A 21,811-nucleotide genomic window follows, 5' to 3' on the forward strand; every position below is an offset into this window, starting at 1 on the left:
TTTTAATTCCGGGTCTCCGCAATCGCTTTCAAGTGCTTTTCAAAGGATTGAGTTGACCAGTCAAGGTCAGAATGCAGCACGTCAGGGAGGTAATAATCCCCATTTTTTCTGGGGCGGTTAACGACGATCTTACCCGGCAGAATAACTTTCGTCATTCCTGATGCGGTGGGCTGATAACGTACTTCCATATAAGTTGAATCTACTGAGCTTGGCGCACCGATGAGTTTCGTATTTAGGAAGAACTTAAAATAATCAATTGCATCAAGACACGAGCTGGCGCAGTCGCCGGGTACTATTACCCATACAGGCGTTGTGAGCTGAGGCAGATCGCCTGCTTGCGGTTGTAAAGCAATTTGCATTGCCTGATTGCGCGTTAAACCTTTGGGAAGCGGCGTTTTTTCATTTCCTTCGATATAAAATGGCTCGCCATTGTTGTAGGCAGTTCTTAAACCCTTAGCGAGCCAACGTACATATTCTACATACTCTGGCATACCTCGTTTGATCATTGCTTCAGGCTCGAGTTCCATGGCTTCAACATTCTGAATTGAAGCACGCCGCCATGTTCGTGTCTCAGCAAAGTAGCTTGCTTTTAAGCGCTCGAATACGGATTCTCCCCACAAAGCCTGTGCAGTTCGTACCGCCCAGGAGCCATAGCCGCCCTGGTTGTGTCGCAGATCGATGACGATCATACGGGACTTAAGTAGTTTTTCACGTTCTGATTTTATTTGGTCCAGCATTTGCTCATAGAGCTTGATCTGATCCTGATCCGGCGTAAAATTGGGCAGTGCGATCCAAGCCATTTCCGGAGTAATCCAGCGCATGCCGATCGGGAGCCTGTCACCGAATTTACTTTCCCGACGCCACTGCCATCCCTCTTCAGGTCTTACAGTCCATTGCAACCGGATTTTTTTTGTGTTTCCGTTAATACGAATTTCACAGGCGTTCAGCGGATTCAAAAATGGATTCTGATTATCCGTCATCACATCGCCAGCCAGACTCCACCATTGACCAGGTACGTCTTGTAAGCCTCTGTACTGGAACACACGCTGCTTGATCAGGTCTTCGATTGCAATGCCGTCACAGGCCAGAATCTGTGCCCCTTTGGGTACTTCTGGCAGATCGGAGCGAAAGACCCGGAGACCATTGCCACGCCAGCTTGCATTGAATCCCGGCCAGCGAATCGTCGTGAATGATTCCGGTAGCGTGTTAAATGCTCCGGCATGGCCATCTTGCAATAAGGTACTGAATTTCGCGATGACAGCCATATAGCCATTGGCTTCCGTCACTTGTTGACTCATTGCTATTGCGTCATCTCTCGCCTTATCCAGTTGCAAAATAAATCCCGGATTTTGAGGATCATACATGCCCGGATGGTTTTCCTTTGTTAACTGATAGGCTGCTTCTACATCTTTTCGTGCAGCTGTTGCCCATGCTTGTGCTGTTTGCGGCATTTGTGTCACTGTGAGCGAGCTCGCTTGTAATGCAATTAATGTTGCTGCAAGGGACAGAGTAGTCATATTGTTTGTCTCTCCGGGTATGTGAAGAACAATGGCAGTAAGAAAGCAATAAGGGTATGTTAAAAGTGACTAGAACTCATTTCATAAATACCCGCGAGATGCGTTTGTCTCATAGCGCACGCTGTCCAGCGTGCGCTATGAGGCAAACCCTCCGGGAACGGAGGTGCCGGGCGCATTGCTTTGTTGCGTCGCTTGCACAGGCACCAGCCTGTGCTGCGCAACGACGCCGCGCACTGCCTCCCGGCACCCCGCGTTCGCACTCGTGGCTATTTATGAAATGAGTTCTATGTATTAATTGAAATTCCTGTACATTATTGCAGTGATTGTTTTACGTGGCATTCGGATTTAAGCGAAGCCTATATAGACGTAACCCGCGGCAAAGTCAGCACAAAACACACACCGTCCGCCAGGTTGCTGACCGTAATCGTCCCACCCATTTTCGCCATATAGGTTTTGGCGACGAATAAGCCTTGTCCGCGTTGCCCCATTGCACCGGCTTCGGCCTGATCCGATACACCGTATTCAAAAATTTTATCGATCAGTTCGGCGGAAATTTGTGGTCCGCAGTTTTTAATGCTGATCATGGCGTAGCGCTCATCAGCCTGTAACCCGATTTCAATTGCAGTGTCCGGCAGGCGGTAACGCAATGCATTGTTCAGGATATGGCTGAACACATCTTCCAGCGAATGTTCGTCGGCTTTGATCCAGATTTTCTGCTGACTGTCCGGTGGCGGTTCGGCCCATACCAGACCGTGTATGCCCGCATCCGGTGCATATTCGATGAGCGTACTGACAAATTGCTGTAATTCCAGCGGTGCAATATCCAGCACGCTGGCCTGAAAGGCTTCGGAAGGGGAGGCATTGCCGTACAGTATGGTCAGCGCCTGCTGCATGCGCTGCAAATAACGCAGGCTGGGATCATCTTCGCGCTGATGTAAGGCCAGCAAAGACTGCAATGGCGACATGATTTCATGCCCGACCGCATGCCACATATCTTTTTCCTGTGCGGCACGGATTTGCTCCCGTTCCAGATCTTCACGCACGCGGCGCAATAAATCCTGCAGACAGCTGGCCAGTACGCCGAGTTCATCTGCACTGCGTAAATCATTCAGATTAAATTGCTCTATACCCTGACTGGCTTTGACGTGGCTGGACAGGGCTTTGGCGCGTTTGGACAGCAGGGTGATGCGACGCATGATGTTCACTTCCAGCAAGCCCCAGGCCAGCAGCAGAGCCAGCAGCATCGCTGCGACATACCAACTGATACGCGCAGCGACGATGGTCAGATTCTGCAGTGCGCTGCGCTGATCGCCGGTCAGGCTGAATTCCACCGGAAATGCTGCGGTGTTCAGCACTTCTTTACGTTCCAGTCGCCAGATTCGTTTTTCTACCGGTAGCCAGTTAATTAAGCGAATTAATAAGGCTTTCTGATCCAGTGCCTGTGCGTTGTCACCTTGAAGTTGCAAATACGCTTTTTTCTGATCAGGCCGGCGGATTTCAATTTTTTCACCTGCCAGCAAATGCTGCTGTAAATCACGCAGAGAAAAAATCCCGCTGCGGTTTTCGTGATCACTGTCGAGTAAGACTTGCTCGCTGTTGGCCGCTTTGATTTGCGCATGGATACGCAATTTGTTCAGATCGCTCGGAGGCCATGCGGGATTGCGGTTGGTGTAAATGGCCGCCTGCCATTGCGGAATTGCGATGCGCACAGAAAAGAAAGCCGTGCGCTGGCACTGGCTTTCGTCCTTATCTGACTGCGCCTGATTACAGCGCCCCTGTTGCCAGACTAAGGCACGAAAATCCTTATATGGCTTGCTTTTTCCTGCTTCCAGATCGCTGCTCAGAAAGCCGGTAAAGCGTCCGCGTAACACCGGTGCGGCGTTGTTTTTATTATTGTCGGCTTCAAACGGTGCGATCCAGTGAAACTCCTGATCATCAACGCGCAGCGACAATTCCAGCCGGTCTGCCTTGCTCAGATCGCGTTCGCCGCGTTCATGTTCGGTCAGTGCCGGTGCATTGAAATGCCCTGCCAGATACAAAAACGCGCCGCCCCACGGACTGTTACCGATGCCTGCGCACAGATCGCCATTGTCACCGTACTGCTGCAGACAGCCGGACATCGCAATTGCCTGCTGTACCTTACTCTGATCATCAAAATCCAGCGCGGCAAATGGCAGTATGACAGGATGCAGTCCGGTGCTGGCTTCATTCAGCATGCCCGGATTCAGCAACGCCAGCTGACCGCTGGGATGACGCAGTAACGCGGATAACTGTTGCTGGGTTTTATCAAAATGCGTCTGGTAAGCATCCAGCGCGAGTTGCTTTTCTTGTTGCAGCAAGGAAATTGCCAGCGCGATGGTCGCAATCGCCAGCAACAAAAAAATGCCGCGAAAGACAATCCGCAGCCGGTAAGCCGCCAGCCACAGGCGCTTCATTCGCTCACCCAGCGAAAGCCGCGCAAAGGCACGTTTTCAATCAGGTTAAAGTTCGCATCGATTTCGCGGAAAGCATCGCGGATAGTGGACACGTGTTTGCGGATATTTTCGCGGTTACGTCCGCTTTTCACGACTTCGTATAAGTCGTCGTAGGTGACGACCTGACCCTGATGTTCCAGCAACACCGCAAGAATGCGTTGTGCCGTCAATGGCAGATTCACGCGCTGACCGCGCCAGATCGGATTGCGCTGACGTAAGGGGTCAAGGCTGATGCTGACCGGTTCAGGAGCTACTTTTTGCTGCGATTTTTTTTCACGTACCGCACGCAGAATTTCCAGCAGAGTTTCGATGAAATCATCTTCGCTGAAGGTGGCTTTTTGCAGATAATCCCAGGCATCCAGCGCTTTCATGATGCTGCGGTAGATGGTGGCAGGCATCGCAGATACCACCAGCACCGGCGTCGCGCTGTGTTTATTGATCGCATTGATGATGGCAACACCGGCATGGCGCTCGCGACCCAGCTCGATATCCAGAATCACCAGATCGTACTGTTCACGCAGCAGCGCCGCTTCTGCATCGTCCCGGTTAAACCACTGATCCACCCGCGCTTCCGGTTTGGCGGCGCTGATCCACTGGCGCAGCTGGTTACTGGTCGGTTCGTCGTCTTCTATCAGGGCGATATTGATCATGATGGTTTGGCAAATATAGCAATCTGCCAAGCCTAAACGGAGTGCCGTAAAAAAGCCAGCCATCCGGCTGTGAGTGTTTCTTCACAGGCGACCAGCGGCACGGAATTGAGCCTGAAAACAGCTCAAATGCGGTGTTCAGCATAGCGATCCTGCGGTCGTCGGCAGAAAGTCCGGGCTTGCGGAAAATTGAAATGACGATATTTGCACAGATGTCAGAACTGACCCCGTTTTACGTTTTTTTGCAGCAACCCGGCATCATTCCCATTCGGCGCATTGCAATGCGCCCTACGAGGTACGGGATACGCCTTACGGCCTTTATACTTGCTGGTGGGGCGATGTATCTTTGGCAGCAGCAAGTAATGCAGAACTCTGGGCAGGGGACAGATGAGGCGACTGCTATTAGTGCAGGGGATACAAACAGTGCAACGGCCAGCCCACCGCCTGATGATGATAAAAAGGAAGACGCTGAGAAAAAGATTGATTCAAAGAGTGTTGTGGTTTTGGTTTTAATGCTTTTTGAAATGGGTGTCCTGTGAATTGTGCAAATCTAAATCAATCAAAAACTCTTCCTCATTTACCGCTTCGTTCTCCAAAAATGCTACCCACTTTTTAAGCACCTCGATAAACACAGTCAGCGGCATTGAGAATTCACCATACTCTTCGACCACATGATCTAAGGTCACTATGTCTTTGTTGAAGTACACACCAACCGAATCATAAAACCCTAAATCTTCTACGCGAGTAATTTGAGAAATTTCTGTCGCTAGAGTTAACAACTCTTGAGCATTGGAAGCGAGATAGATATTTCCATGCAAAAGCTGCGCAAGAAGATGATCACCTAATGTATTAACTCTCACCAAAGATGCCCGACCCATATATTTTGTCATGCGGATATGAGAATCCATTATTATTTTCCTTTCCAGATGAGCTTCACTCGGTATTTAGTTCACCATCAGGTGAATGTCACGCAGTGAGATTCTCTTGATTTTGTTTCTTTATCCGGTCTTCCAGATATTGAACCGGCGAGCGGTAACCTAATGTCGAATGCTGCCGCGTTCGATTATAAACTGCTCAATATATTCAAAGCTCGCGACCTTCATTGCATCATGGCTTGCATTGCGAATTCCATGATAACGCTCATTCTTAAAGCTGTTAAACCAGCTCTCAGTCGGTGCATTATCCCAGCAATTTCCCTTACGACTCATCGAGCAACGTATGGCAAACTTTCTCGGTTTATCCCTGAACGCCTTGCTGGCGTGCTGACATCCTCTGTCGGAATGATGGTGCAAACCCAGCGCCGGCTTTTTACGGAACCATGTCACACTCAGCGCGGCCGTGAGGATATCGGCGGTCATGCGAGGCTTGAGCTACCAGCTCACGACTGCCCTGTTGAACAGGTCTAGCCCGTAGGGCTCATTACAATGCGCCAAGCCTTATCATTTTATCGTTTTAACATCAAAATGCGGTGTTCAGCATAGCAACCCGGCGGTCGTCGGCAGAAAGTCCGGGCTTGCGGAAAATTGAAATGATGATATTTGCACAGATGTCAGAACTGACCCCGTTTTGTGGTTTCTAGGCGCAACCCGGTATCATTCCCATTCGGCGTATTGCAATGTGCCTTACAGCTTTACAAAATAGAGAGCGAAATTTTTATGTTAAACCATCCAAATAGTGACACCGATTTTGTTCCGACTCCGGGGTATTTAGTTGGAGGTTTTTCGATTTATGATAGGGAAGAGTCATTGGGAGAAGAGTTGAACAAATTTGATCCCAATGTCTTTTCGGATCTGCAGCAACTCACTGAGAGATATTTTTGTCGCACATCAACGGTCAGATCGTGGTCAGTTCATCACAAAGTTATTTTCCTTGAAATGCTTACGAATGCTTTTCAGGATAGCAATTATGATTTTGCACGAATAATTGAAGACGATCATGATGAGTGCTTTTATCTGCCTTCAGGCTGGAAGATAGATAATGTGAGGCTGATGTTTGTGAGAATGTACGGTATTTTATTGGTGGAATGGCGTGATGAATTAACTGCAAATAATTTCGTTCCCACTCCTGTTTCGACGCTTGAATAAATTCACAGGACACCCAGTGCGGCTGCAAAGCTGGTGAAAGATAGTCGGTGAAAGTCCGACACAGAGAATAAGTAGCGAATTACTCTGGTCGGCATTTTTCAACGTAGATGTCGCATCAATCTATTTCGAGCAGCCATTTGCGCCTGTCTTGTAAGTGAGCTTCCCCTGAAATTTAGTTCCCCAAAGGTGACGTAAAATCAACGAAACTTTGGAAAGACAAATGATGAACAGGATACCCAAAAAAGCTTATACAACCGAGTTTAAAGCGCTGGCAGTCAAACGTGTAACTGACGGCGAAGCGGTCACAGGTTCCCTTAAATTCTATTACTCACTGCGGTGTTGTTGTGGAATCTCGTTCAGGCGCTCTTCGTGTGGAACAATGGATTGAAAATCCGTTTTATAAAAAATAAGGAAAAAAAATGGATGATTTAAAAATATTAACCGCTCGTTGGATGAATTCCCCCTGGAAGGAAGCGGTCGACGTCCTCGTCGATTCGAATAGTACTAAAGAAGTATTTTTGGCAATGGTAAGAAAATTGTATCCTGATGAGGGTAGTGAAATCCGAACCTCATATACACATCGAGGAAAGGCGGAACTCTATGATTTTCGATGTGTAAACTTAGCCAAGAGGAATTTGGAAAACGTTGATTTCTATAAATTCGATTTAAGCGACGGAGATTTTTCAAAATCAAATATTAGTGGTGCAGATTTCGGAACCGCACAACTTGAAAATGCTGATTTTTCCAACGCACAGGCTGATAACTCCACCAATTTTCACGGATGCTTCGCAAAAAATACAGATTTCTCAAGCGCAAAATTTTATGGAGTTGACTTTTCAGGCGCTGACTTTTCAGGCGCGAATTTTGTGAATGCTGTTCTTGAAAATTGCGATCTTTCGAACGTAAGACTGCAAGGTGCAAAATTGGATAATGTAAAGATTATTAATTGTAATGGACAGAAGCTTCAGCTTTCGAAAAATGAGCAAAATGCTGATTGGTTTTTACAAAGTTCATTTAATAAGGTCGATCAAATCGTTTGGATTAACTAAGGCCGTAAGGTGCAAGTATTTTTAAGGCACAATGGGTTTCATCTATTGCGTCGTATGGATGCGCTAGTAGAAGCTCAAATAGACACCCACTCCAAAAAGCAATTAAATTATCAACTCATAGGACACTGTAGTGAACAACTAATTTTGGCCACTTCGTTATAGCTAAGCCAATAATTGTGCCCGGTCTCTTTGGGTGCCAAACCACCATTATGGTGATGCGGCCTGAGCTGGCTGTTGTGGCACAGACTGTAATCCAGTATTGCCTTCTCAGCTTGGACAAATGTACCGCAGCATTACAATCCGGCCAACCCTGTTGTTTTAAAGTTTTAACATCAAAATGTGGTGTTCAGCACAGCAATCCGGCGGTCGTCGGCAGAAAGTCCGGGCTTGCGGAAAATTGAAATGATGATATTTGCACAGATGTCAGAACTGACCCCGTTTTGGGTTTTTTAGCCGCAATCCTGTCCCTAAATTAAAGAAATTGCGCCAATAACTGCCGATGAATTAGGCGCGATTAATATACCTTCTGTAATTGAATTATTAGGGTCTTTGTCGAACGGAAATAGGCAGTTAATACAAAATCCAATTGTGAATTATGATAATCCAGAGCCTGTTGAGGCGGATAAGGCCTATTTCGACCGAATCCGAAGACCAATTTCATTTGGAGAGAGTAAATATATCATGTTCCTTTTTAAAGGCAACTCTGAACAAGTTGCTGCGATCTCGCAAGAGGTAATTATTGGAGATGTTAAAGTCAGCATAGTTTCGCCCTTCTCAATTTCATATCCAGCTGGGGATGTGCCACAGCAATTAAAAGAGCTTCCAAGCTTTAAATTGATTGCCAATTTGCTTGGTACCGTACCTGAAAGAAAGTTGTAATTAACTAAATATTTTATTCTTAACCAGAAACAAAACCCTTACGATACTTATTGGGCTACCTACTATAATAGACCGGATTTTTCTTCGGTAGCCAGTGCAGGTCATGGAAATTTGATTTTTTATCCAATGGATTCGGTCAACGCGAAATCACAAGATTATATTGATTCGACAACGATTCATGAAACAGGCCACTTACTAAGTAAATCATTATGGGAAGATTCTAATGCTGAGTATGCCTAGAAAAATGCGATTAGCACTGATGGGCGAACGCCATCCATTTATTCGAGAAGTTCACCAGAGGAAGATTTTTCAGAGTCATTGGCCATGTATGCATTAAGCAAAGGAGCGCCAAATGAAAGCGCAGCAAAAACTTTATTTCAGAAACGATATGAGTTATTAGATAAAATTCTTATTAATAGAAACTAATCATTTTTTAGAAAATTATGAACATGCCCTGCGATCTGCCAGTTTTAAAGCCGAATGAAATCATTTTAGTTATTGATGTTTTTTCCAAGTCAGTGAAAAAAGAGTTGTTTAATCAAATGCCTGAAGGTGTTCGTTATATAGAAGGTGATGTTGAATGTGAAGGAAAGATTAAGAATTTGTTAATTCCAGTTGCGGAAATAAGAGTTTCTACTTTTGACGAATCTGGAAGATTGGTCCCTAAGGATAAAGCAACTAACATGTTGATTGAATATTTCGATAAGAATGGGAAAGTTTTACATGTTACGAGAATGAAAGGCCGTAAGGAGTAATCATCTGATCGGGTCGAGCTAATGCCGCGAGCGAAGAGGGAAGTCTTGTTGTAATACATTTTCCTTGCCGTTATTGCGTGTTTGATTTGGGGTTCTTCTCTCTAAACATATAAAAAACCTCTACCAAAACCCTAAGCAATTGCCAGGGATTTTGATAGAGGTTTCTTTTTAGTTGTTGCTGTGTAAGCACCCGGTGAAGTCATCTTGAAGTTAAGTGCGTGAGCATAGATGATCGGTATCGCTCCGGCCCAACCACCTGCTCAGTAGCACCGGTATAAATTAGTCGCGCAGCGGCAGCAATTCATCAATCCGGCTATTGGGCCAAGTCGGGAGTTTTTCCGGCGTATCTTTCAGCCATTCGGATGGTTCAATGTCATGCAATTTGGCGGTCGCCAACAAACTTTGGATCGCGTCAGCGCGCTTGCCGGCGCGTTCATTGCCCACAAATAACCAGTTCCTCTTGCCAATCGCAATCGGCCGTATGGCGTTTTCGATTGGATTGTTGTCGATCGGCAGGTCGCCCGTTTCAGCATAATGAACCAGCGCTGGCCAGCGCCGCAGTGTGTAATCGATGGCTTTGGCTAAGCTGCCACCACTGGCCACATTCGGCCGTAGTTTCAACAGCCAATCGTGCAGTGATTGCAGTTCGGGTTGGCTGTGCAAAGCGCGACTTTGCGCACGTTGGTCTGCGGTTTGGACTTTGGCTTGTTCTTCGATGGCATATAGTCGCGCAATACGTTGCAACGCTTCCGCTGCGACAGGGTGACCACCCGCCGCATGCAGTTCGAAGAATTTACGCCGGGCATGTGCCAAGCAGCCAATTTCCCGCATGCCATTGGCAAACAAGGCTTTGTAAGGCCGTAAGGCGTATCCCGCACCGCGTAGGGGGAATTACAATGAGCCAAGCCTTATTATTTTCCGTTTTAACATCAAAATGCGGTGTTCAGCACAGCAACCCAGCGGTCGTCGGCAGAAAGTCTGGTTGTCCGGAAAACAGAAATGACGATATTTGCACAGCGGTAGTGTGGCGGGGCAATCATTGCCCCGGGTTGCAAGTGCCGTATGGTGCAGGGAGCAAGAGAGAAAAATCCCCCGCGGCATGGCGGCGCGGGGGATTTTATTTTAGTAACCGAAGCCGGTCAGGAAGGCTTTGGTGAAGCCCAGTGAACCTGCTTTACCGTAGGTGTTACAGGTTGGCGAAGCGTAGCCCGGTGCGCAGTCTGTATCACGGTCCAGCGACCAGAAATGCACGCCGGCAATACCGTTTTGCTTAGCGTAATTGACCACGACGCTGATGTCTTCCAGGCGGAAGGTTTCGTTCGGCGTGTCGTTGCCGCCTATCATCGGCGTGATTTCGATTTTGCTCAGCGGAATGCCGTACTGCTTGTTCAGGTTAATTGCTGCCTGAACCGCAGATGCACCCATATCGCACTCACCGTTTTTGACGATGCAGTTACCACCCGAAGGGCTGCCGTAATCCATGGTCATCAGGTTGATCGTGTAATTACTGAGCTGATATTTTTTGATCAGCTTAATCACCAGTTCGCCGTAGTAATTCAGGCTAGGGCTGACGTTACCGCCCAGTGTGGCAATCGTGAAGCTGTAGCGCAGATTCGGCCATTTTTTCTGTGCATTCGCTACCCGTTGTACCAGGTTACTGATGTCGGCTTCGGTCTGGCCCGCTTCAATATCAAAATCGATACCGATCAGATTGGCGGAGCTGTAGCGGTTGATGAAGGTTTCAAAACCGGCATCGGTCGCGCAGGTAAAGGAGCCTGCTGCACCGCCAGTGGAAAGAATATATTTCTTATTTTTGGCAACCAGCGCCGGAATATTGGCCGATGCAATTGTTGCACCGGCGACGCCACCCCAGTTCTCCGCACCGCATTCACCGGTGGCAAAGGCCAGCGTGACTGTCGATAAATTCGCAGGCATCGCGTTCGCCAGTGTTTGCGAACTACCGATCACCGTGGTCATCGCCATGTTGGTGTTCCAGTTCATATTGATGCTGATGTCTTTGTACGGGCTGAAGATGAAACCCGGTGCTACGCCGGTTGTGCCGGTGCCGCCAGTTGAACCGCCGGTAGAGCCACCGGTTGATCCACCAGTTGAGCCGCCGGTAGAACCACCGGTAGAGCCACCAGTCGAACCGCCAGTCGAGCCTCCCGTAGAGCCACCGGAGCCGCTGCAGACACCCTGATCCGTCCACGGCTGGCCGGAACCGGCAGGGCCGCTGAATTGTTGCGGATCATTCGCCTGCGTCCACCAGTTGGCTTTGTAGTTATGGCCATTTTCGCTGGCGAAACTGCCACCGGCGTAAGCCACGCCGCTGTTCCATGCTGTTGCGCAGCTATTGCCGCTACCGCCCGTATTTCCACCGGTATTTCCACCTGTACTGCCGCCGGAACCGCCGGTACTGCCTCCCGTGCTTCCGCCTGAGCCACCAGTACCACCAGTGCCACTTGTGTCACCGGTTCCGCTGCCGCCGCAAGCGCCCTGATCAGTCCACGGTTGTCCGGTGCCGGTTGCACCATTATTTTTCAGCGGCTCATTACCCTGCGTCCACCAGTTAGCGACATAGTTGCGGCCATTTTCACTGACCAGTTTGCCGCCGGTGTACGCTGTTTTAGCGTCCCACGCCGCCGCGCAGCTGGCAACCGCTGCGGCTGTCGCCGATAACTTGCCGGAAGGTATCAGCTTGCCTGCTGTGGTCTGAACGACAGACTGACCGCTCAGTACAACCGGCAGCGCAGAGCCGGATAAAGATTGCGCAGATTTCGGTGCAGAGTCTGTTCCGCCGCAGGCTGTTAACAATAAGCCCACGGTCAGCGGAGCCAGTAAATGCAGATGGTGTTTCATGATATTCCTTTCTTTATGGAAACAGATACCAATGTAATACCATCAAATTTACTTCATCTTTTATACTGGCTATTGAAAATCAAGTGTTGATTAGTAATTTCAATTTAATGCAAAAATATGTAGAAAATAGCAAGTCATACTTACAAATCGATTACATTTTCTCTGATGGGGGATAGGTTGTTGTGGCTTGAAGTGGTATTTATCTGTGCCGGGTACGGCGGTATTTCCGGCGGCAGCATCAGAAAAGTTCGGTAGCATAACTGGACTATGCTGCTTCTTTTTCTATGCAAAAAAAGAAACAATCAGTTTCTTCAGAAATGATGGAATCCATAACATCTTGTTGCAAAAAATATTGTTTTTGACGGCGTGGCGGAAATGCCGCATTGCAGGCGCTGATTTCCGGGAAAACGGAATAGGGAGCTTGAAGAGTACGGGTTTGCCGGAAGCAGGTGAAACGGAAATGCAGTACAGAGGGCCGGTAAGTACTGTGCCGGTACGGCACAAATAATTCAGGCGGCAAGGGCATACGCCGGTTTGCCGCCTGAAAAAATGAAGAGGTTTCTGATGCTTACTGTCTGCTGCGCATTTTCAGTCGCAGCCACTTTTCTATTCCTTCCAGCGTGGCATTACCATCTTCGCCGCCCAGCTTATTCGCGTAAACCGTGGTGACCAGTTTGCCGTTTGCATCCAGCAGTGCAAACGACGGAAAAGATTTCACGCCAATCCGATTGAACAATAACTGATCAGCACCCGCGGCCACAGGCCATTTCAACGCATGTTGCTGCAAATATTGCTTCGCTTCTTCGGCTTTGTCCGGTGTGATGGCAAGAACGTAAATATCTTTATTCCTTGCCTGAATCTGATTCAGTACCGGCACTTCACGGATGCATGGCGCACAGTGTTCTGAATAAAAGTTAATCAGCACATATTTTCCCTGAAACGCTTTTTCAGACATGGCATTACCGGATAAATCGTTCAGCTGCTTCAGCGGGAATTTGTCGCCAGCCGCAAGGCTCAGGTTCGGTAATTGCAGGTATTCGCTTTCGGCTGCCTGAGTCAAAGGGGAAATCGTTAAAGCCGCGAGTGCGATAAATGCTGCGCCTGTTTTTTGTTTGAAGCTAAACAAGGATGCCATCTGAGTTTTTCCGATCATCAATAGAAATTGCTGAACGGAAATTGTAATTTTAAATAGATGCTGTAGCAATGAAAATAGTATGTTTCATTGCACAGCATCTTTACCTGCGCTCAGTGCGCAATACTCAGCCTGATTGCCTGTGGTGGCCTTCCACTGCTGACAGTGTTGCTATTGGCAATTAACTTGAATGCACTGACTTCCTGCATCAGATTCGCAGCTTGTTCCTGCATGCTGGCGGCAGCTGCCGCCGCTTCTTCGACGAGTGCAGCATTTTGTTGTGTGACTTCATCCATTTGCGAAATGGCATGATTCACTTCTTCGATACCGGTACTTTGTTCCTGGCTGGCGGCGGCGATCTCATTCATGATTTCCAGCACCTGCTTAACCGAAGAGACGATGTCATTCATGGTGACACCAGCCTGATCGACCAGAACACTGCCGGTATTGACGTTGCTGACGGAGTCTTCAATCAGCGCTTTGATTTCTTTGGCGGCAGATGCAGACCGGTGTGCAAGGCTTCGGACTTCGGAAGCAACGACGGCAAAGCCACGTCCCTGTTCTCCGGCGCGCGCCGCTTCAACTGCTGCATTCAGAGCAAGGATATTTGTCTGAAACGCGATACTGTCGATGACGCTGATGATATCGACAATTTTTCCGGAGCTTTCTTTAATCTTGCCCATGGTGGCGACGACATTTTGCACTACCTGACCACCATTCAGCGCGATATTCGACGCTGATTCTGCCAGCTGATTCGCTTGCCGTGCATTGTCTGCATTTTGTTTGACGGTGGCAGTCAGTTGTTCCATTGCAGACGCGGTTTCTTCCAATGAGCCTGCCTGCTCCTCTGTGCGTGAAGAGAGATCAAGATTGCCAGTGGCTATTTCTTCGGATGCAGCAGTGATCAGCTCTGTACTGGTGCGCACCTGAGCAATCGTCGCTGCGAGACCATTATTCATTTGATTCAGCGCCTGCAGTAACTGACCCGGTTCATCAGTAAACTCAGTTGAGATTTCACTTCGGAAGTCGCCGGATGCCACAATATTGGCAACCTTCACCGCTTCAGACAGTGGTTGAATAATACTGCGGGTGATCAGTACCGCACCTGTAATGCCAAGTCCCAGTGAGCCTGCAAGAATAATCATTAACAGTACTGTCGCCGTACTGATCTGATTTTTGGATTCTGTTTCCAGGCTTTCTGCCTGTGCATTCGCAATACGGACTAACTGATTAATTTGTGCCAGATGCGTGTCATAGCTGGCCTTCATTTTCTGCATCGCTGCAGACATTGCTTCCTTATCCTGCTTTTGTGCCGCCGGGATAAATTCGCTGAAGGCAGTTGTATAAAAGGCTTGTGCCGGCGCATATGATTTATCCAGTAAGCCGTCTGCAATGTTTTTCTCCAAATTTTGTTTCGACCAGAATTCATGCTGGCTGTCGTAATCTTTTTTCAGGTCTTTCAGGCGGGTAATCAGCTTTTCCTGTTCACCGGCGTTTTCAGCTGCCATGATTTGAAACACGACCAGATACGATTCGAGAATGTATTCCGGTGGCGGCAGGATATCCGCAACCAGGTCTTTGCTTTGTGTGATTTTCTGGTAGACGGGGCCAGAGACTTTTAATTCGTTTAAGGTCTTAAATGACCAGATGCCGTAAATCAGAAAGCCTGCTGAAAACAGAACGATCAGTACGGCAAGCCGTTTTGACAAAGACAAGAGGCGAAGCGAAAGCATGTTACCCATCCTTTCATCACTATATGAACGTATTCAGCACCAGATTGGTGCAAATAAAGTTGCTTGTGCCGGAAACTGCTGAGTAAGTGCAAATGACAGATGCTGCAATCTGAATATAAAGCTGGTCTGCACAGGGAGATTCACTGCATTACCTGAGTATTGTTCTAACACCGACTTTTTTCCAGAAGAAAATGCTGCGTATTTTCAATAAGTTACATTTAATTTCCGTTTGGCAATGGAAAACGAAATGCATGCAACAGCTTTCGGCTGATCCCGACGCAGAATTCCACTCCATGATCTTGTGAATTTTTCTTCACAACCCGGAATGAACATCGCCGAAAGATGTACAGACTGGCAAGCCGGCGGCATTGTTTGCTCGGCAACGCGGGGCGCATGATGGCATCACGTTGCAGCGAACACTGCAACCCGTCAGACAAATTACTTAACGGAGATGATCATGTGGAATGGCTTAAAAAAAATCACAGCAGCGATTCGTAACAGCCTCGGCTGGGGCGCAAAAAAAGGTTTGCAGGGTGCAAGCAGTGCGAGCCATCTGGCGGTGAAAAGCGTGCGTCAGTTGAATACCCGCATGATCATGGTGGTGGCTGGTGTCAGTCTGAGCGTGTATGGCGTCTACACCCATACACCGGTACACAGCGTCGCCCGTGGTGAAGCGGTGTTACGCAGCAATCAATGGACCGGCAGTATTGATGTGATTCGTGAAGGCAGCTTTATTGCCGTGCCGGGCTTCCATCAGATTCAGCAAGTGTCGCTGCGTGATCAGTTATACCGTCCGGAACACAGCGACAGCGCACAGGGAGGCTCGCCATTTCAGTCGGTGGAAGGCTTGTCGCTTGGCGTGGAACTGGCTGTACGTTATGCGCTGGATAACGGCAAGCTGCCGCAGTTCTCCGGTATGGATCAGCATCAGATCGATAGTCAGATCGTCGAACCTGTGGTTCAAGCCGTGATTTACAAAGCCTTTTCCCGTTATACCGTCAAAGAAATTTTCTCCAGCAAACGGGCGGAAATTCAGCAACTGATTGAAGCGGAACTGCGTCCGCGTCTGGCGGCAGACGGCATCACGCTGCGCAACGTGATGCTGGGCAAAGTGGATTTGCCAGCCGACTATAAAAAAGGTATGGAACGCTTACTGGCAGAAGAACTGGCTTCAGAAAAAATGCGCTACACGCTGGAACTGAAAGAAAAAGAAGTGCAGCAAACCGCGCTGGAATCGGAAGCCTTAAAAGTGCGCCGTGAAAAAGAAGCCGAAGCGGCGGCGAAAGAGCAAGTCATTGCCGCCAGAGCGCAGGAAGAAGCGATGAAGCATGTACTGCCATTCAAACAAAAGCAAATTGAACAGCGTCAGTTTGAAGCGGAAGCTGAGAAAGTGGCACGGATTAAATCGTCTGAAGGTGCGGCGCAGGCAAGGGTGATCGAGGCCGTGGGTGAAGCGGATTCGCGCCGTAAGCTGGCCGATGCTGAAGCCTATCGTCAGGATCTGATTGGTAAAGTTACCAGCACACAAATGGAAAGAGAAGGGCAGTTACTGAGTAAACATCCGTTGCTGATTCAGAAAACCATGGCAGATAAATTGTCGGATAAAGTGTCGGTCATCATTGCGCCGCCTCCTGCCGACGGTGGTTTCATCGGTGCCAGTCTGCTCGGTCAGAAAAACAGCGCAAATGCTAACCAGAATACAAATCCGGTCATGAACCGGGTCAGCGACACAATGCAGCAACCGGCAAATCTGAATACACAAAATCAGGAGAATTGATCATGTTGTTCAGTCTTGTTGCTGCCAGCAGCTTTGCTTTAGTGATACAGGATGCAGCGGCCTTAAGAGCCGCACCGCGTGACAGCGCCTTGCAGCAAAGCGCTTTATATCAGGGTGATATGGTGGAAATTCGCGGCAGCAAGCTGGATTACCTGCAAGTGTACGACTACCGCCGTGAACGCGGCGGTTATATCCGCGCCCAGCAACTGCGCCCGCTGGAGCTGAATCCGGCGCAGGCTGCCGATAACCGTATGGTGTGGCGTTATCTGCGCGATGTGCCGGGGGCAGAAAGTCTGGGCATCGCTTATACCGCGGCTTATCTGAAAGCGGCAGCACCAACCGACATCGACGCTGAAGCATTTGATGCGCTGGGAACTTTTGCCGACCGGCTTGCGAAGAGGGCGAATAATAAACCTGCCGGAAAAAGTGCAGAGCTGGCGCTGGCGGGACATTTAGAATCCGCAGCATATTACGGTGTGCAAATCAAACGTTACGAGCGCGACGGAAAAGCCTGGTTTTGCTATGACGGCGAAGCTTACCGCCGTGTACTGGCGATGCGTGCTACAGCAGAGCAGCAAGCGAAAGCAGCGCTGGCGCTGACCCGCAGCGATTGCATCAATCCGTCGGCGCTGGAAACCGACAGACAAGCGCACGATGTATGGCGTGCCGAGGTGCTGGATAAAGTCGATCAGAAAGAATTGCCGGATCTGCTGAAACAGCGTCTGCGCTTGCGTAAAGCCGGTATCTGGTCAGCGATTGCGTTTCAGCAGGCGCGCAAAGGCCAGCCATATCAGGCAGCGGGTAGTCGCGCTTTGCAGGAATTCAGCGGCTTAAAAGCCTCTGAACTCAGTGATGAAGATCAGCCCGTGTACACCGAAGCGGCATTGCGGGTTGCGGCCAGCCGCTGGGCCAGTCTGCCGGAAAAGCTGCCACAAACCGCTGCAGTATCCGGCTTGCATCTGAATACCCAGAATGGTGCAGCCGGCGAAACCTGCCTGACGCTGACAGATGGGGCTGCGCCTGCCAAAGCCGGACAAAACAATGTGCTGGCGCGCCGCTGCACTTACGGTATGGCGTGGATGGCATCGCAGCGTGTACATCCGCAGAATCAGGCGCTGGTCGTGGCGGTGCAAACGCTGGAAGGCTGGCGTGAATTGTGGCTGTGGCACAAAGTTGACCAGCAATGGGTAGTGGATGTGATTCCGCCTGCAAACAGCGATCCTGATCTGGCATATGTCGACTTCGCCGGATGGATACCCGGCAGCAACGATAAATTGCTGCTGGCACGCGAAGCGCGCATCGATGGCCGCTATCAGCGCAGCTACGAAGTCTTCAACCGCCAGAACCTGCAAACCGAAACCAGCAGCGAACGCCTGCGCAATGTGGCGCTGTTCAGCAAATGGCAGGATGCGCAGTGGCAGGGCATCAGCCTGATGCAGCGCTGAAACGGTTTCACTGTTCTATCAAAAAAACATGCGGAGATTCTGCGACTGTGCAGAACTCCGCATTTTTATTTTTGCGACAGCCAGACTTTCTGCCGACGACCGCCGGATTGCTATGCTGAACTCCGCATTTTGGTTAATCTGAAGCAAAAATACCTGTTTCGGCACGTCCTGTGAGCAGATACCTTCACACAGGTGCCGGACAGGCCGGTTTTTGTACTAAGCTGCATCGGGTTCAGGTAACGGGAACTTTGTCTGTGACCATTTCGTAGTTTCATTTTCAAAAGGAGGCAAACCATGCATCAGCCAGCGGGATTTCAGACCGTCGTGCCTTATGTTTTTGTGAATGGTGCCGCGGAGTTTTTAAGGTTTTTGGCAGACGGGCTGGGCGCGCGCGAGGTCTTGCGTCATGCCGAGGGAGACCGTATCGCGCATGCACAGGTGCTGATCGGCGATGCGGTCATGATGGTCAGCGATACCGCAGCAGATTTTCCGGCAATGCCATCATCGTTTTATCTGTACACCGCGAATGCCGATCAAGCGGTGGCGAAGGCGATTGCTGCAGGCGCGGTGCTGATCAGTGAAGTGGAAGACAAGCCATATCAGGACCGGCAGGGCGGTGTGCGCGACTGCTGGGGCAACATCTGGTGGATTTCGCAGCGGCTGACCGACGCACCATACTGACAGTTGGCAGTGGCTCACTTTGCCACTTTTCAGAAAAGCGGCAAGTTTACGCAGTTTGCATAGCCGCTTTACGTTGTCTCAGTAGTGCCCAGATAAATCCGCCAATACACAGTGAGCCCGGCCAGTCGCCGACGTAGCTGAAGATGCCGGGCGACGGCGGATTGAGCGACAAGCTGGTGAACAGACTGCTGCCCGGTAAAGTGTCGCTGTGGCGATAGGCGAGTTTTCTGCCGTATGCATCGCTGACCGTCAGCCATCCTTCGCGTGCGCTGCGGACGATAGCAAAGCCGTTCTCAATACCACGCAGCATGGTGATGTTATACGCCATCGCTGCATCCATGCCGAAATCCCATGCGGGCACCAGCAGCAGCGAGGTTCCCGCTTTAGCATAGGTGCGCGACAAGTCCGGAAAATGCATGTCTTTACAGATCGCGAGACCGGCAGGAATGTTGATCAGCGATTGTATTGCGATCTGATTGCCACGCTGAAAGTCACGTTCGCCCGGTGCCAGAAATTGCTTTTGATACTCCCGTTGCAGTTTGCCATCCGGTGCATAGATCCATGCGACATTGCGGGTTTTATCGCTGTCTGTGATCGCGACACCCGCCAGCAGCCACACCGATAAATGCGCCGCCAGCGCAGAAAGACGTTGTTGTGCTTGTTGCGCACCACTGTTGTCCAGCACTGCAATTTTTTCAGGCAGTACAATTAACTCCGCGCCCTGAAGGCGTAAGTGCGCGGCATTGACCGCATATTGCTGCCAGATATGCTCCTTATAACTGGCGCTGGCTTGCAAACCTATCGCATCGTCAATCGCCGTTAAGCCCAGTTGTATTTTTGGGCCCATGCCCGGCTTGACGGTATCGGCCTGATGCAAGCGCCAGTAACCAAAACCCAGGCTCAGCGTCATCACAGATATCGTCATGCATACCGCCAGCCGGACTTTTCTGGCTTGCCAGCCGAAGTGCAGCAGCATAGCGAGTGCAGAGGAACATATACCCAGTACAAAACTGATACCCATGCTGCCGCAAAAGCTGGCGATTTGCAGCACGGGCAGGAAATCAGCCTGCGTATAAGAAATACTGCCCCAGTTTCCATCCGGCAAAAAGCGCAGCATCAGACTGTCAATCGCGGTGTAACAGACCGGAAAAGCCAGCACCGCCAGTGCTTTGTCTTCTTTCAAGAGCAGCCGGCGCGCGAAGTAAAACGCACCCAGCCACGGCAGGCTTTGACCAATGACCAGACAAATTGCGATGACAGGATTCGTGACGTTTGCAAAATAAGCATAACTGCCACTACAAGCCAACAGAACTGCCAGCGACAGACATAGCAGTGCTTTATGCGGCGTCAGCTTCAGGGCTATTGCCAGCAGTACACCTGGCAGTACCCATGCAAGCCACCAGACCGGTTCCAGTCCGGTCACCATGCGGAATGACAGACCAAGCGGTACTGCCGCTAATACCGGAGCGAAGCGTGAAATACTCATGTGCAGGATGCATGGAAGACTGATCCAGCAGCATAACTGATGCTGTTTGCCGGGGAGTACTTTTGAGTTTCGCCATACCTTAAAATTGATTTAAGTGTTGCGTATTATGCAAATATCCGCATTGGACGAAAACGGAGAGCCGGACTTTCTGCCGACGACCGCCAGATTGCTGTGCTGGACTCCGCATTTGGAGCCTTCAGAGTGGGTTTGAGGCTGTTTTGATCTATTTTTCGCGGCTTTTTGGAACTTTACCGTGATATTCAGCCAATACCTGGTATGCGATAGGCGGTTCACTCTGACCGCCAAAACGCCTTCGTCCCGGCCATGCTGTTGATGGTCGGGATGAAAGAAGCTGAAGCAGGTTGTTGCGAAAGATCAGGCAGCTGGCAATGCAGTCAGCGCTTGTTTCAGACTGGTCTGGAATGGCGTCGTCGCGCGGCCGATCAGCTTGCTCAGGGCGCGGCTGTCATCGAATAAACCGCCTTTAGATGCGCCTTCGTCAGAATCTGCCAGAAATGCGGCGAAACCGGCTGGCAAGCCGAAGGATTCCAGTGCAGCCTGATACGCTGCCGTTGGCATATCCTGATACTGCACCTTCTTACCGGATTGCGCGCTGATTTCTGCTGCCAGTTCGCTCAGGGAATAGCTGTCATCGCCAGCCAGTTCCAGCACCTTACCTGCAGCGTCGGCCGCTTGCAGGACGATGGCAGCGGCTGTCGCGTAATCTTCACGGCTGGCAGAACTGATGCGACCCGCACCGGCAGCACCCAGAACAGCGCCGTGCTGCAAGGCTGTAGCCAGACTGGCCAGATAATTTTCGGTGTACCAGCCATTGCGCAATACCGCGTGCGGAATCGCACTGTCGCGCAGCATTTGCTCGGTCGCCAGATGTTCTTTTGCCAGCGCCAGTGGTGTGCTGTCGGCGTGCAGCAGACTGGTGTACGCGATCAGTTGCACACCTGCGGCTTTGGCAGCCTGAACCACATTGCGGTGTTGCGCTTCGCGCTGGCCGATTTCACTGGAAGAAATCAGTAATAAACGTTGCACACCCTGTAATGCCGCTTGCACAGCATCCGCCTGATTGTAATCTGCCTGACGTACCTGTACGCCTTGTGCAGCCAGATCGGCAACGCTGGACGGTGTGCGGACGATCGCAACAATCTGCGATGCCGGAACGGTTTTGAGTAACTGAGCGATCACGAGACGGCCAAGCTGGCCGGAAGCGCCGGTAATTGCAAACATGTTTTTTCCTTTAACGAAACTGGTGAAGACAGGCAGATTCTGCTACCGTTT

General features: G+C 49.9%; 19 protein-coding genes and 1 pseudogene. 9 read left to right on the forward strand and 11 right to left on the reverse strand.

The window, feature by feature from the left end; translation table 11 throughout:
- Positions 1–2: 2 nt before the first annotated feature.
- From KDM89_RS06130 to KDM89_RS06140, 3 genes are all read right to left on the reverse strand, one after another.
- A complete protein-coding gene (locus tag KDM89_RS06130; protein ID WP_212687056.1) occupies positions 3–1,517 on the reverse strand; it encodes a S41 family peptidase in 1,515 nt (504 codons plus the stop codon).
- Between the two features lie 356 nt (positions 1,518–1,873).
- On the reverse strand, positions 1,874–3,952 hold the full coding sequence (locus KDM89_RS06135) for a sensor histidine kinase (RefSeq protein WP_212687057.1): 2,079 nt from the start codon (positions 3,950–3,952) through the stop codon (positions 1,874–1,876).
- Positions 3,949–4,641 carry a response regulator transcription factor gene (locus tag KDM89_RS06140; RefSeq protein ID WP_212687058.1) on the reverse strand — a complete coding sequence of 231 codons (693 nt, stop codon included), beginning with the start codon at positions 4,639–4,641 and terminating at the stop codon, positions 3,949–3,951. The genes KDM89_RS06135 and KDM89_RS06140 overlap by 4 nt, the downstream gene beginning before the upstream one ends.
- A gap of 191 nt (positions 4,642–4,832) precedes the next feature.
- On the opposite strand from KDM89_RS06140, the gene KDM89_RS06145 reads away from it, so the two are divergent.
- Positions 4,833–5,177 carry a hypothetical protein gene (locus KDM89_RS06145; RefSeq protein WP_212687059.1) on the forward strand — a complete coding sequence of 115 codons (345 nt, stop codon included), beginning with the start codon at positions 4,833–4,835 and terminating at the stop codon, positions 5,175–5,177.
- Here the strand turns inward: KDM89_RS06145 and KDM89_RS06150 are convergent.
- Positions 5,148–5,546 (reverse strand): hypothetical protein, encoded by a 399-nt coding sequence (locus tag KDM89_RS06150; protein WP_212687060.1) that lies wholly within the window; start codon positions 5,544–5,546, stop codon positions 5,148–5,150. The genes KDM89_RS06145 and KDM89_RS06150 overlap by 30 nt on opposite strands.
- 129 nt (positions 5,547–5,675) lie before the next feature.
- Positions 5,676–5,996 carry a DDE-type integrase/transposase/recombinase gene (locus KDM89_RS06155; protein ID WP_212687061.1) on the reverse strand — a complete coding sequence of 107 codons (321 nt, stop codon included), beginning with the start codon at positions 5,994–5,996 and terminating at the stop codon, positions 5,676–5,678.
- 297 nt (positions 5,997–6,293) lie between these two features.
- On the opposite strand from KDM89_RS06155, the gene KDM89_RS06160 reads away from it, so the two are divergent.
- From KDM89_RS06160 to KDM89_RS06175, 4 genes are all read left to right on the forward strand, one after another.
- The gene (locus KDM89_RS06160) at positions 6,294–6,722 is read left to right on the forward strand and encodes a hypothetical protein (RefSeq protein WP_212687062.1); all 429 of its coding nucleotides are present in this window, start codon (positions 6,294–6,296) and stop codon (positions 6,720–6,722) included.
- Between the two features lie 419 nt (positions 6,723–7,141).
- Complete coding sequence (locus KDM89_RS06165) at positions 7,142–7,771, forward strand: pentapeptide repeat-containing protein (protein ID WP_212687063.1); 630 nt, start codon at positions 7,142–7,144, stop codon at positions 7,769–7,771.
- Positions 7,772–8,359: 588 nt separating this feature from the next.
- The gene (locus KDM89_RS06170; RefSeq protein ID WP_212687064.1) at positions 8,360–8,650 is read left to right on the forward strand and encodes a hypothetical protein; all 291 of its coding nucleotides are present in this window, start codon (positions 8,360–8,362) and stop codon (positions 8,648–8,650) included.
- Between the two features lie 449 nt (positions 8,651–9,099).
- Positions 9,100–9,405, forward strand: a complete 306-nt coding sequence (locus KDM89_RS06175) for a hypothetical protein (protein WP_212687065.1) — start codon at positions 9,100–9,102, stop codon at positions 9,403–9,405.
- Positions 9,406–9,684: 279 nt separating this feature from the next.
- On the opposite strand, the pseudogene KDM89_RS06180 reads toward KDM89_RS06175, so the two are convergent.
- Together KDM89_RS06180 and KDM89_RS06185 are read right to left on the reverse strand one after the other, a co-directional pair.
- Positions 9,685–10,260: pseudogene (locus tag KDM89_RS06180) on the reverse strand (IS66 family transposase); the annotation flags it as partial.
- A 267-nt stretch (positions 10,261–10,527) separates the two neighbouring features.
- Positions 10,528–12,264, reverse strand: coding sequence for a carbohydrate-binding protein (locus KDM89_RS06185; protein ID WP_230427698.1), 1,737 nt, complete (start codon positions 12,262–12,264; stop codon positions 10,528–10,530).
- Positions 12,265–12,451: 187 nt separating this feature from the next.
- Between KDM89_RS06185 and KDM89_RS06190 the strand changes: the two genes are divergently transcribed.
- Entirely contained in the window at positions 12,452–12,772 is a 321-nt protein-coding gene (locus KDM89_RS06190) for a hypothetical protein (RefSeq protein WP_212687067.1), read from the forward strand.
- A gap of 60 nt (positions 12,773–12,832) precedes the next feature.
- Here KDM89_RS06190 and KDM89_RS06195 read toward each other — a convergent pair whose 3' ends face one another.
- Together KDM89_RS06195 and KDM89_RS06200 are read right to left on the reverse strand one after the other, a co-directional pair.
- Positions 12,833–13,399, reverse strand: a complete 567-nt coding sequence (locus KDM89_RS06195; protein WP_212687068.1) for a TlpA family protein disulfide reductase — start codon at positions 13,397–13,399, stop codon at positions 12,833–12,835.
- 110 nt (positions 13,400–13,509) lie between these two features.
- Positions 13,510–15,129, reverse strand: coding sequence for a methyl-accepting chemotaxis protein (locus KDM89_RS06200; RefSeq protein ID WP_212687069.1), 1,620 nt, complete (start codon positions 15,127–15,129; stop codon positions 13,510–13,512).
- Positions 15,130–15,586: 457 nt separating this feature from the next.
- Between KDM89_RS06200 and KDM89_RS06205 the strand changes: the two genes are divergently transcribed.
- The 3 genes from KDM89_RS06205 (at position 15,587) to KDM89_RS06215 (ending at position 19,032) form a co-directional block, all read left to right on the forward strand.
- Positions 15,587–16,906 carry an SPFH domain-containing protein gene (locus KDM89_RS06205; protein WP_212687070.1) on the forward strand — a complete coding sequence of 440 codons (1,320 nt, stop codon included), beginning with the start codon at positions 15,587–15,589 and terminating at the stop codon, positions 16,904–16,906.
- A 2-nt stretch (positions 16,907–16,908) separates the two neighbouring features.
- The gene (locus tag KDM89_RS06210; RefSeq protein ID WP_212687071.1) at positions 16,909–18,351 is read left to right on the forward strand and encodes a hypothetical protein; all 1,443 of its coding nucleotides are present in this window, start codon (positions 16,909–16,911) and stop codon (positions 18,349–18,351) included.
- Positions 18,352–18,645: 294 nt separating this feature from the next.
- Positions 18,646–19,032 carry a VOC family protein gene (locus KDM89_RS06215; protein WP_212687072.1) on the forward strand — a complete coding sequence of 129 codons (387 nt, stop codon included), beginning with the start codon at positions 18,646–18,648 and terminating at the stop codon, positions 19,030–19,032.
- A 46-nt stretch (positions 19,033–19,078) separates the two neighbouring features.
- Here KDM89_RS06215 and KDM89_RS06220 read toward each other — a convergent pair whose 3' ends face one another.
- Positions 19,079–20,518, reverse strand: coding sequence for a nitrilase-related carbon-nitrogen hydrolase (locus KDM89_RS06220; RefSeq protein ID WP_212687073.1), 1,440 nt, complete (start codon positions 20,516–20,518; stop codon positions 19,079–19,081).
- A 375-nt stretch (positions 20,519–20,893) separates the two neighbouring features.
- Positions 20,894–21,760: an SDR family oxidoreductase gene (locus KDM89_RS06225; RefSeq protein WP_212687074.1), complete on the reverse strand. Its 867-nt coding sequence runs from the start codon at positions 21,758–21,760 to the stop codon at positions 20,894–20,896.
- Positions 21,761–21,811: the final 51 nt, after the last annotated feature.

Origin of the sequence: Cognatundibacterium luofuense (assembly GCF_018139685.1) — a bacterium.
Lineage (GTDB): Bacteria > Pseudomonadota > Gammaproteobacteria > Burkholderiales > Burkholderiaceae_D > Undibacterium > Undibacterium luofuense.

Excerpts from the sequence above, each read along its gene's own strand:
- KDM89_RS06150 (WP_212687060.1), bottom strand. The coding sequence starts at position 5,546 with ATGGATTCTCATATCCGCATGACAAAATATATGGGTCGGGCATCTTTG.
- KDM89_RS06195 (WP_212687068.1), bottom strand. The coding sequence starts at position 13,399 with ATGGCATCCTTGTTTAGCTTCAAACAAAAAACAGGCGCAGCATTTATC.
- KDM89_RS06155 (WP_212687061.1), bottom strand. The coding sequence starts at position 5,996 with ATGACCGCCGATATCCTCACGGCCGCGCTGAGTGTGACATGGTTCCGT.
- KDM89_RS06200 (WP_212687069.1), bottom strand. The coding sequence starts at position 15,129 with ATGCTTTCGCTTCGCCTCTTGTCTTTGTCAAAACGGCTTGCCGTACTG.
- KDM89_RS06215 (WP_212687072.1), top strand. The coding sequence starts at position 18,646 with ATGCATCAGCCAGCGGGATTTCAGACCGTCGTGCCTTATGTTTTTGTG.
- KDM89_RS06130 (WP_212687056.1), bottom strand. The coding sequence starts at position 1,517 with ATGACTACTCTGTCCCTTGCAGCAACATTAATTGCATTACAAGCGAGC.
- KDM89_RS06210 (WP_212687071.1), top strand. The coding sequence starts at position 16,909 with ATGTTGTTCAGTCTTGTTGCTGCCAGCAGCTTTGCTTTAGTGATACAG.
- KDM89_RS06220 (WP_212687073.1), bottom strand. The coding sequence starts at position 20,518 with ATGAGTATTTCACGCTTCGCTCCGGTATTAGCGGCAGTACCGCTTGGT.
- KDM89_RS06160 (WP_212687062.1), top strand. The coding sequence starts at position 6,294 with ATGTTAAACCATCCAAATAGTGACACCGATTTTGTTCCGACTCCGGGG.
- KDM89_RS06140 (WP_212687058.1), bottom strand. The coding sequence starts at position 4,641 with ATGATCAATATCGCCCTGATAGAAGACGACGAACCGACCAGTAACCAG.
- KDM89_RS06225 (WP_212687074.1), bottom strand. The coding sequence starts at position 21,760 with ATGTTTGCAATTACCGGCGCTTCCGGCCAGCTTGGCCGTCTCGTGATC.
- KDM89_RS06175 (WP_212687065.1), top strand. The coding sequence starts at position 9,100 with ATGCCCTGCGATCTGCCAGTTTTAAAGCCGAATGAAATCATTTTAGTT.
- KDM89_RS06165 (WP_212687063.1), top strand. The coding sequence starts at position 7,142 with ATGGATGATTTAAAAATATTAACCGCTCGTTGGATGAATTCCCCCTGG.
- KDM89_RS06205 (WP_212687070.1), top strand. The coding sequence starts at position 15,587 with ATGTGGAATGGCTTAAAAAAAATCACAGCAGCGATTCGTAACAGCCTC.
- KDM89_RS06145 (WP_212687059.1), top strand. The coding sequence starts at position 4,833 with ATGACGATATTTGCACAGATGTCAGAACTGACCCCGTTTTACGTTTTT.
- KDM89_RS06135 (WP_212687057.1), bottom strand. The coding sequence starts at position 3,952 with ATGAAGCGCCTGTGGCTGGCGGCTTACCGGCTGCGGATTGTCTTTCGC.
- KDM89_RS06185 (WP_230427698.1), bottom strand. The coding sequence starts at position 12,264 with ATGAAACACCATCTGCATTTACTGGCTCCGCTGACCGTGGGCTTATTG.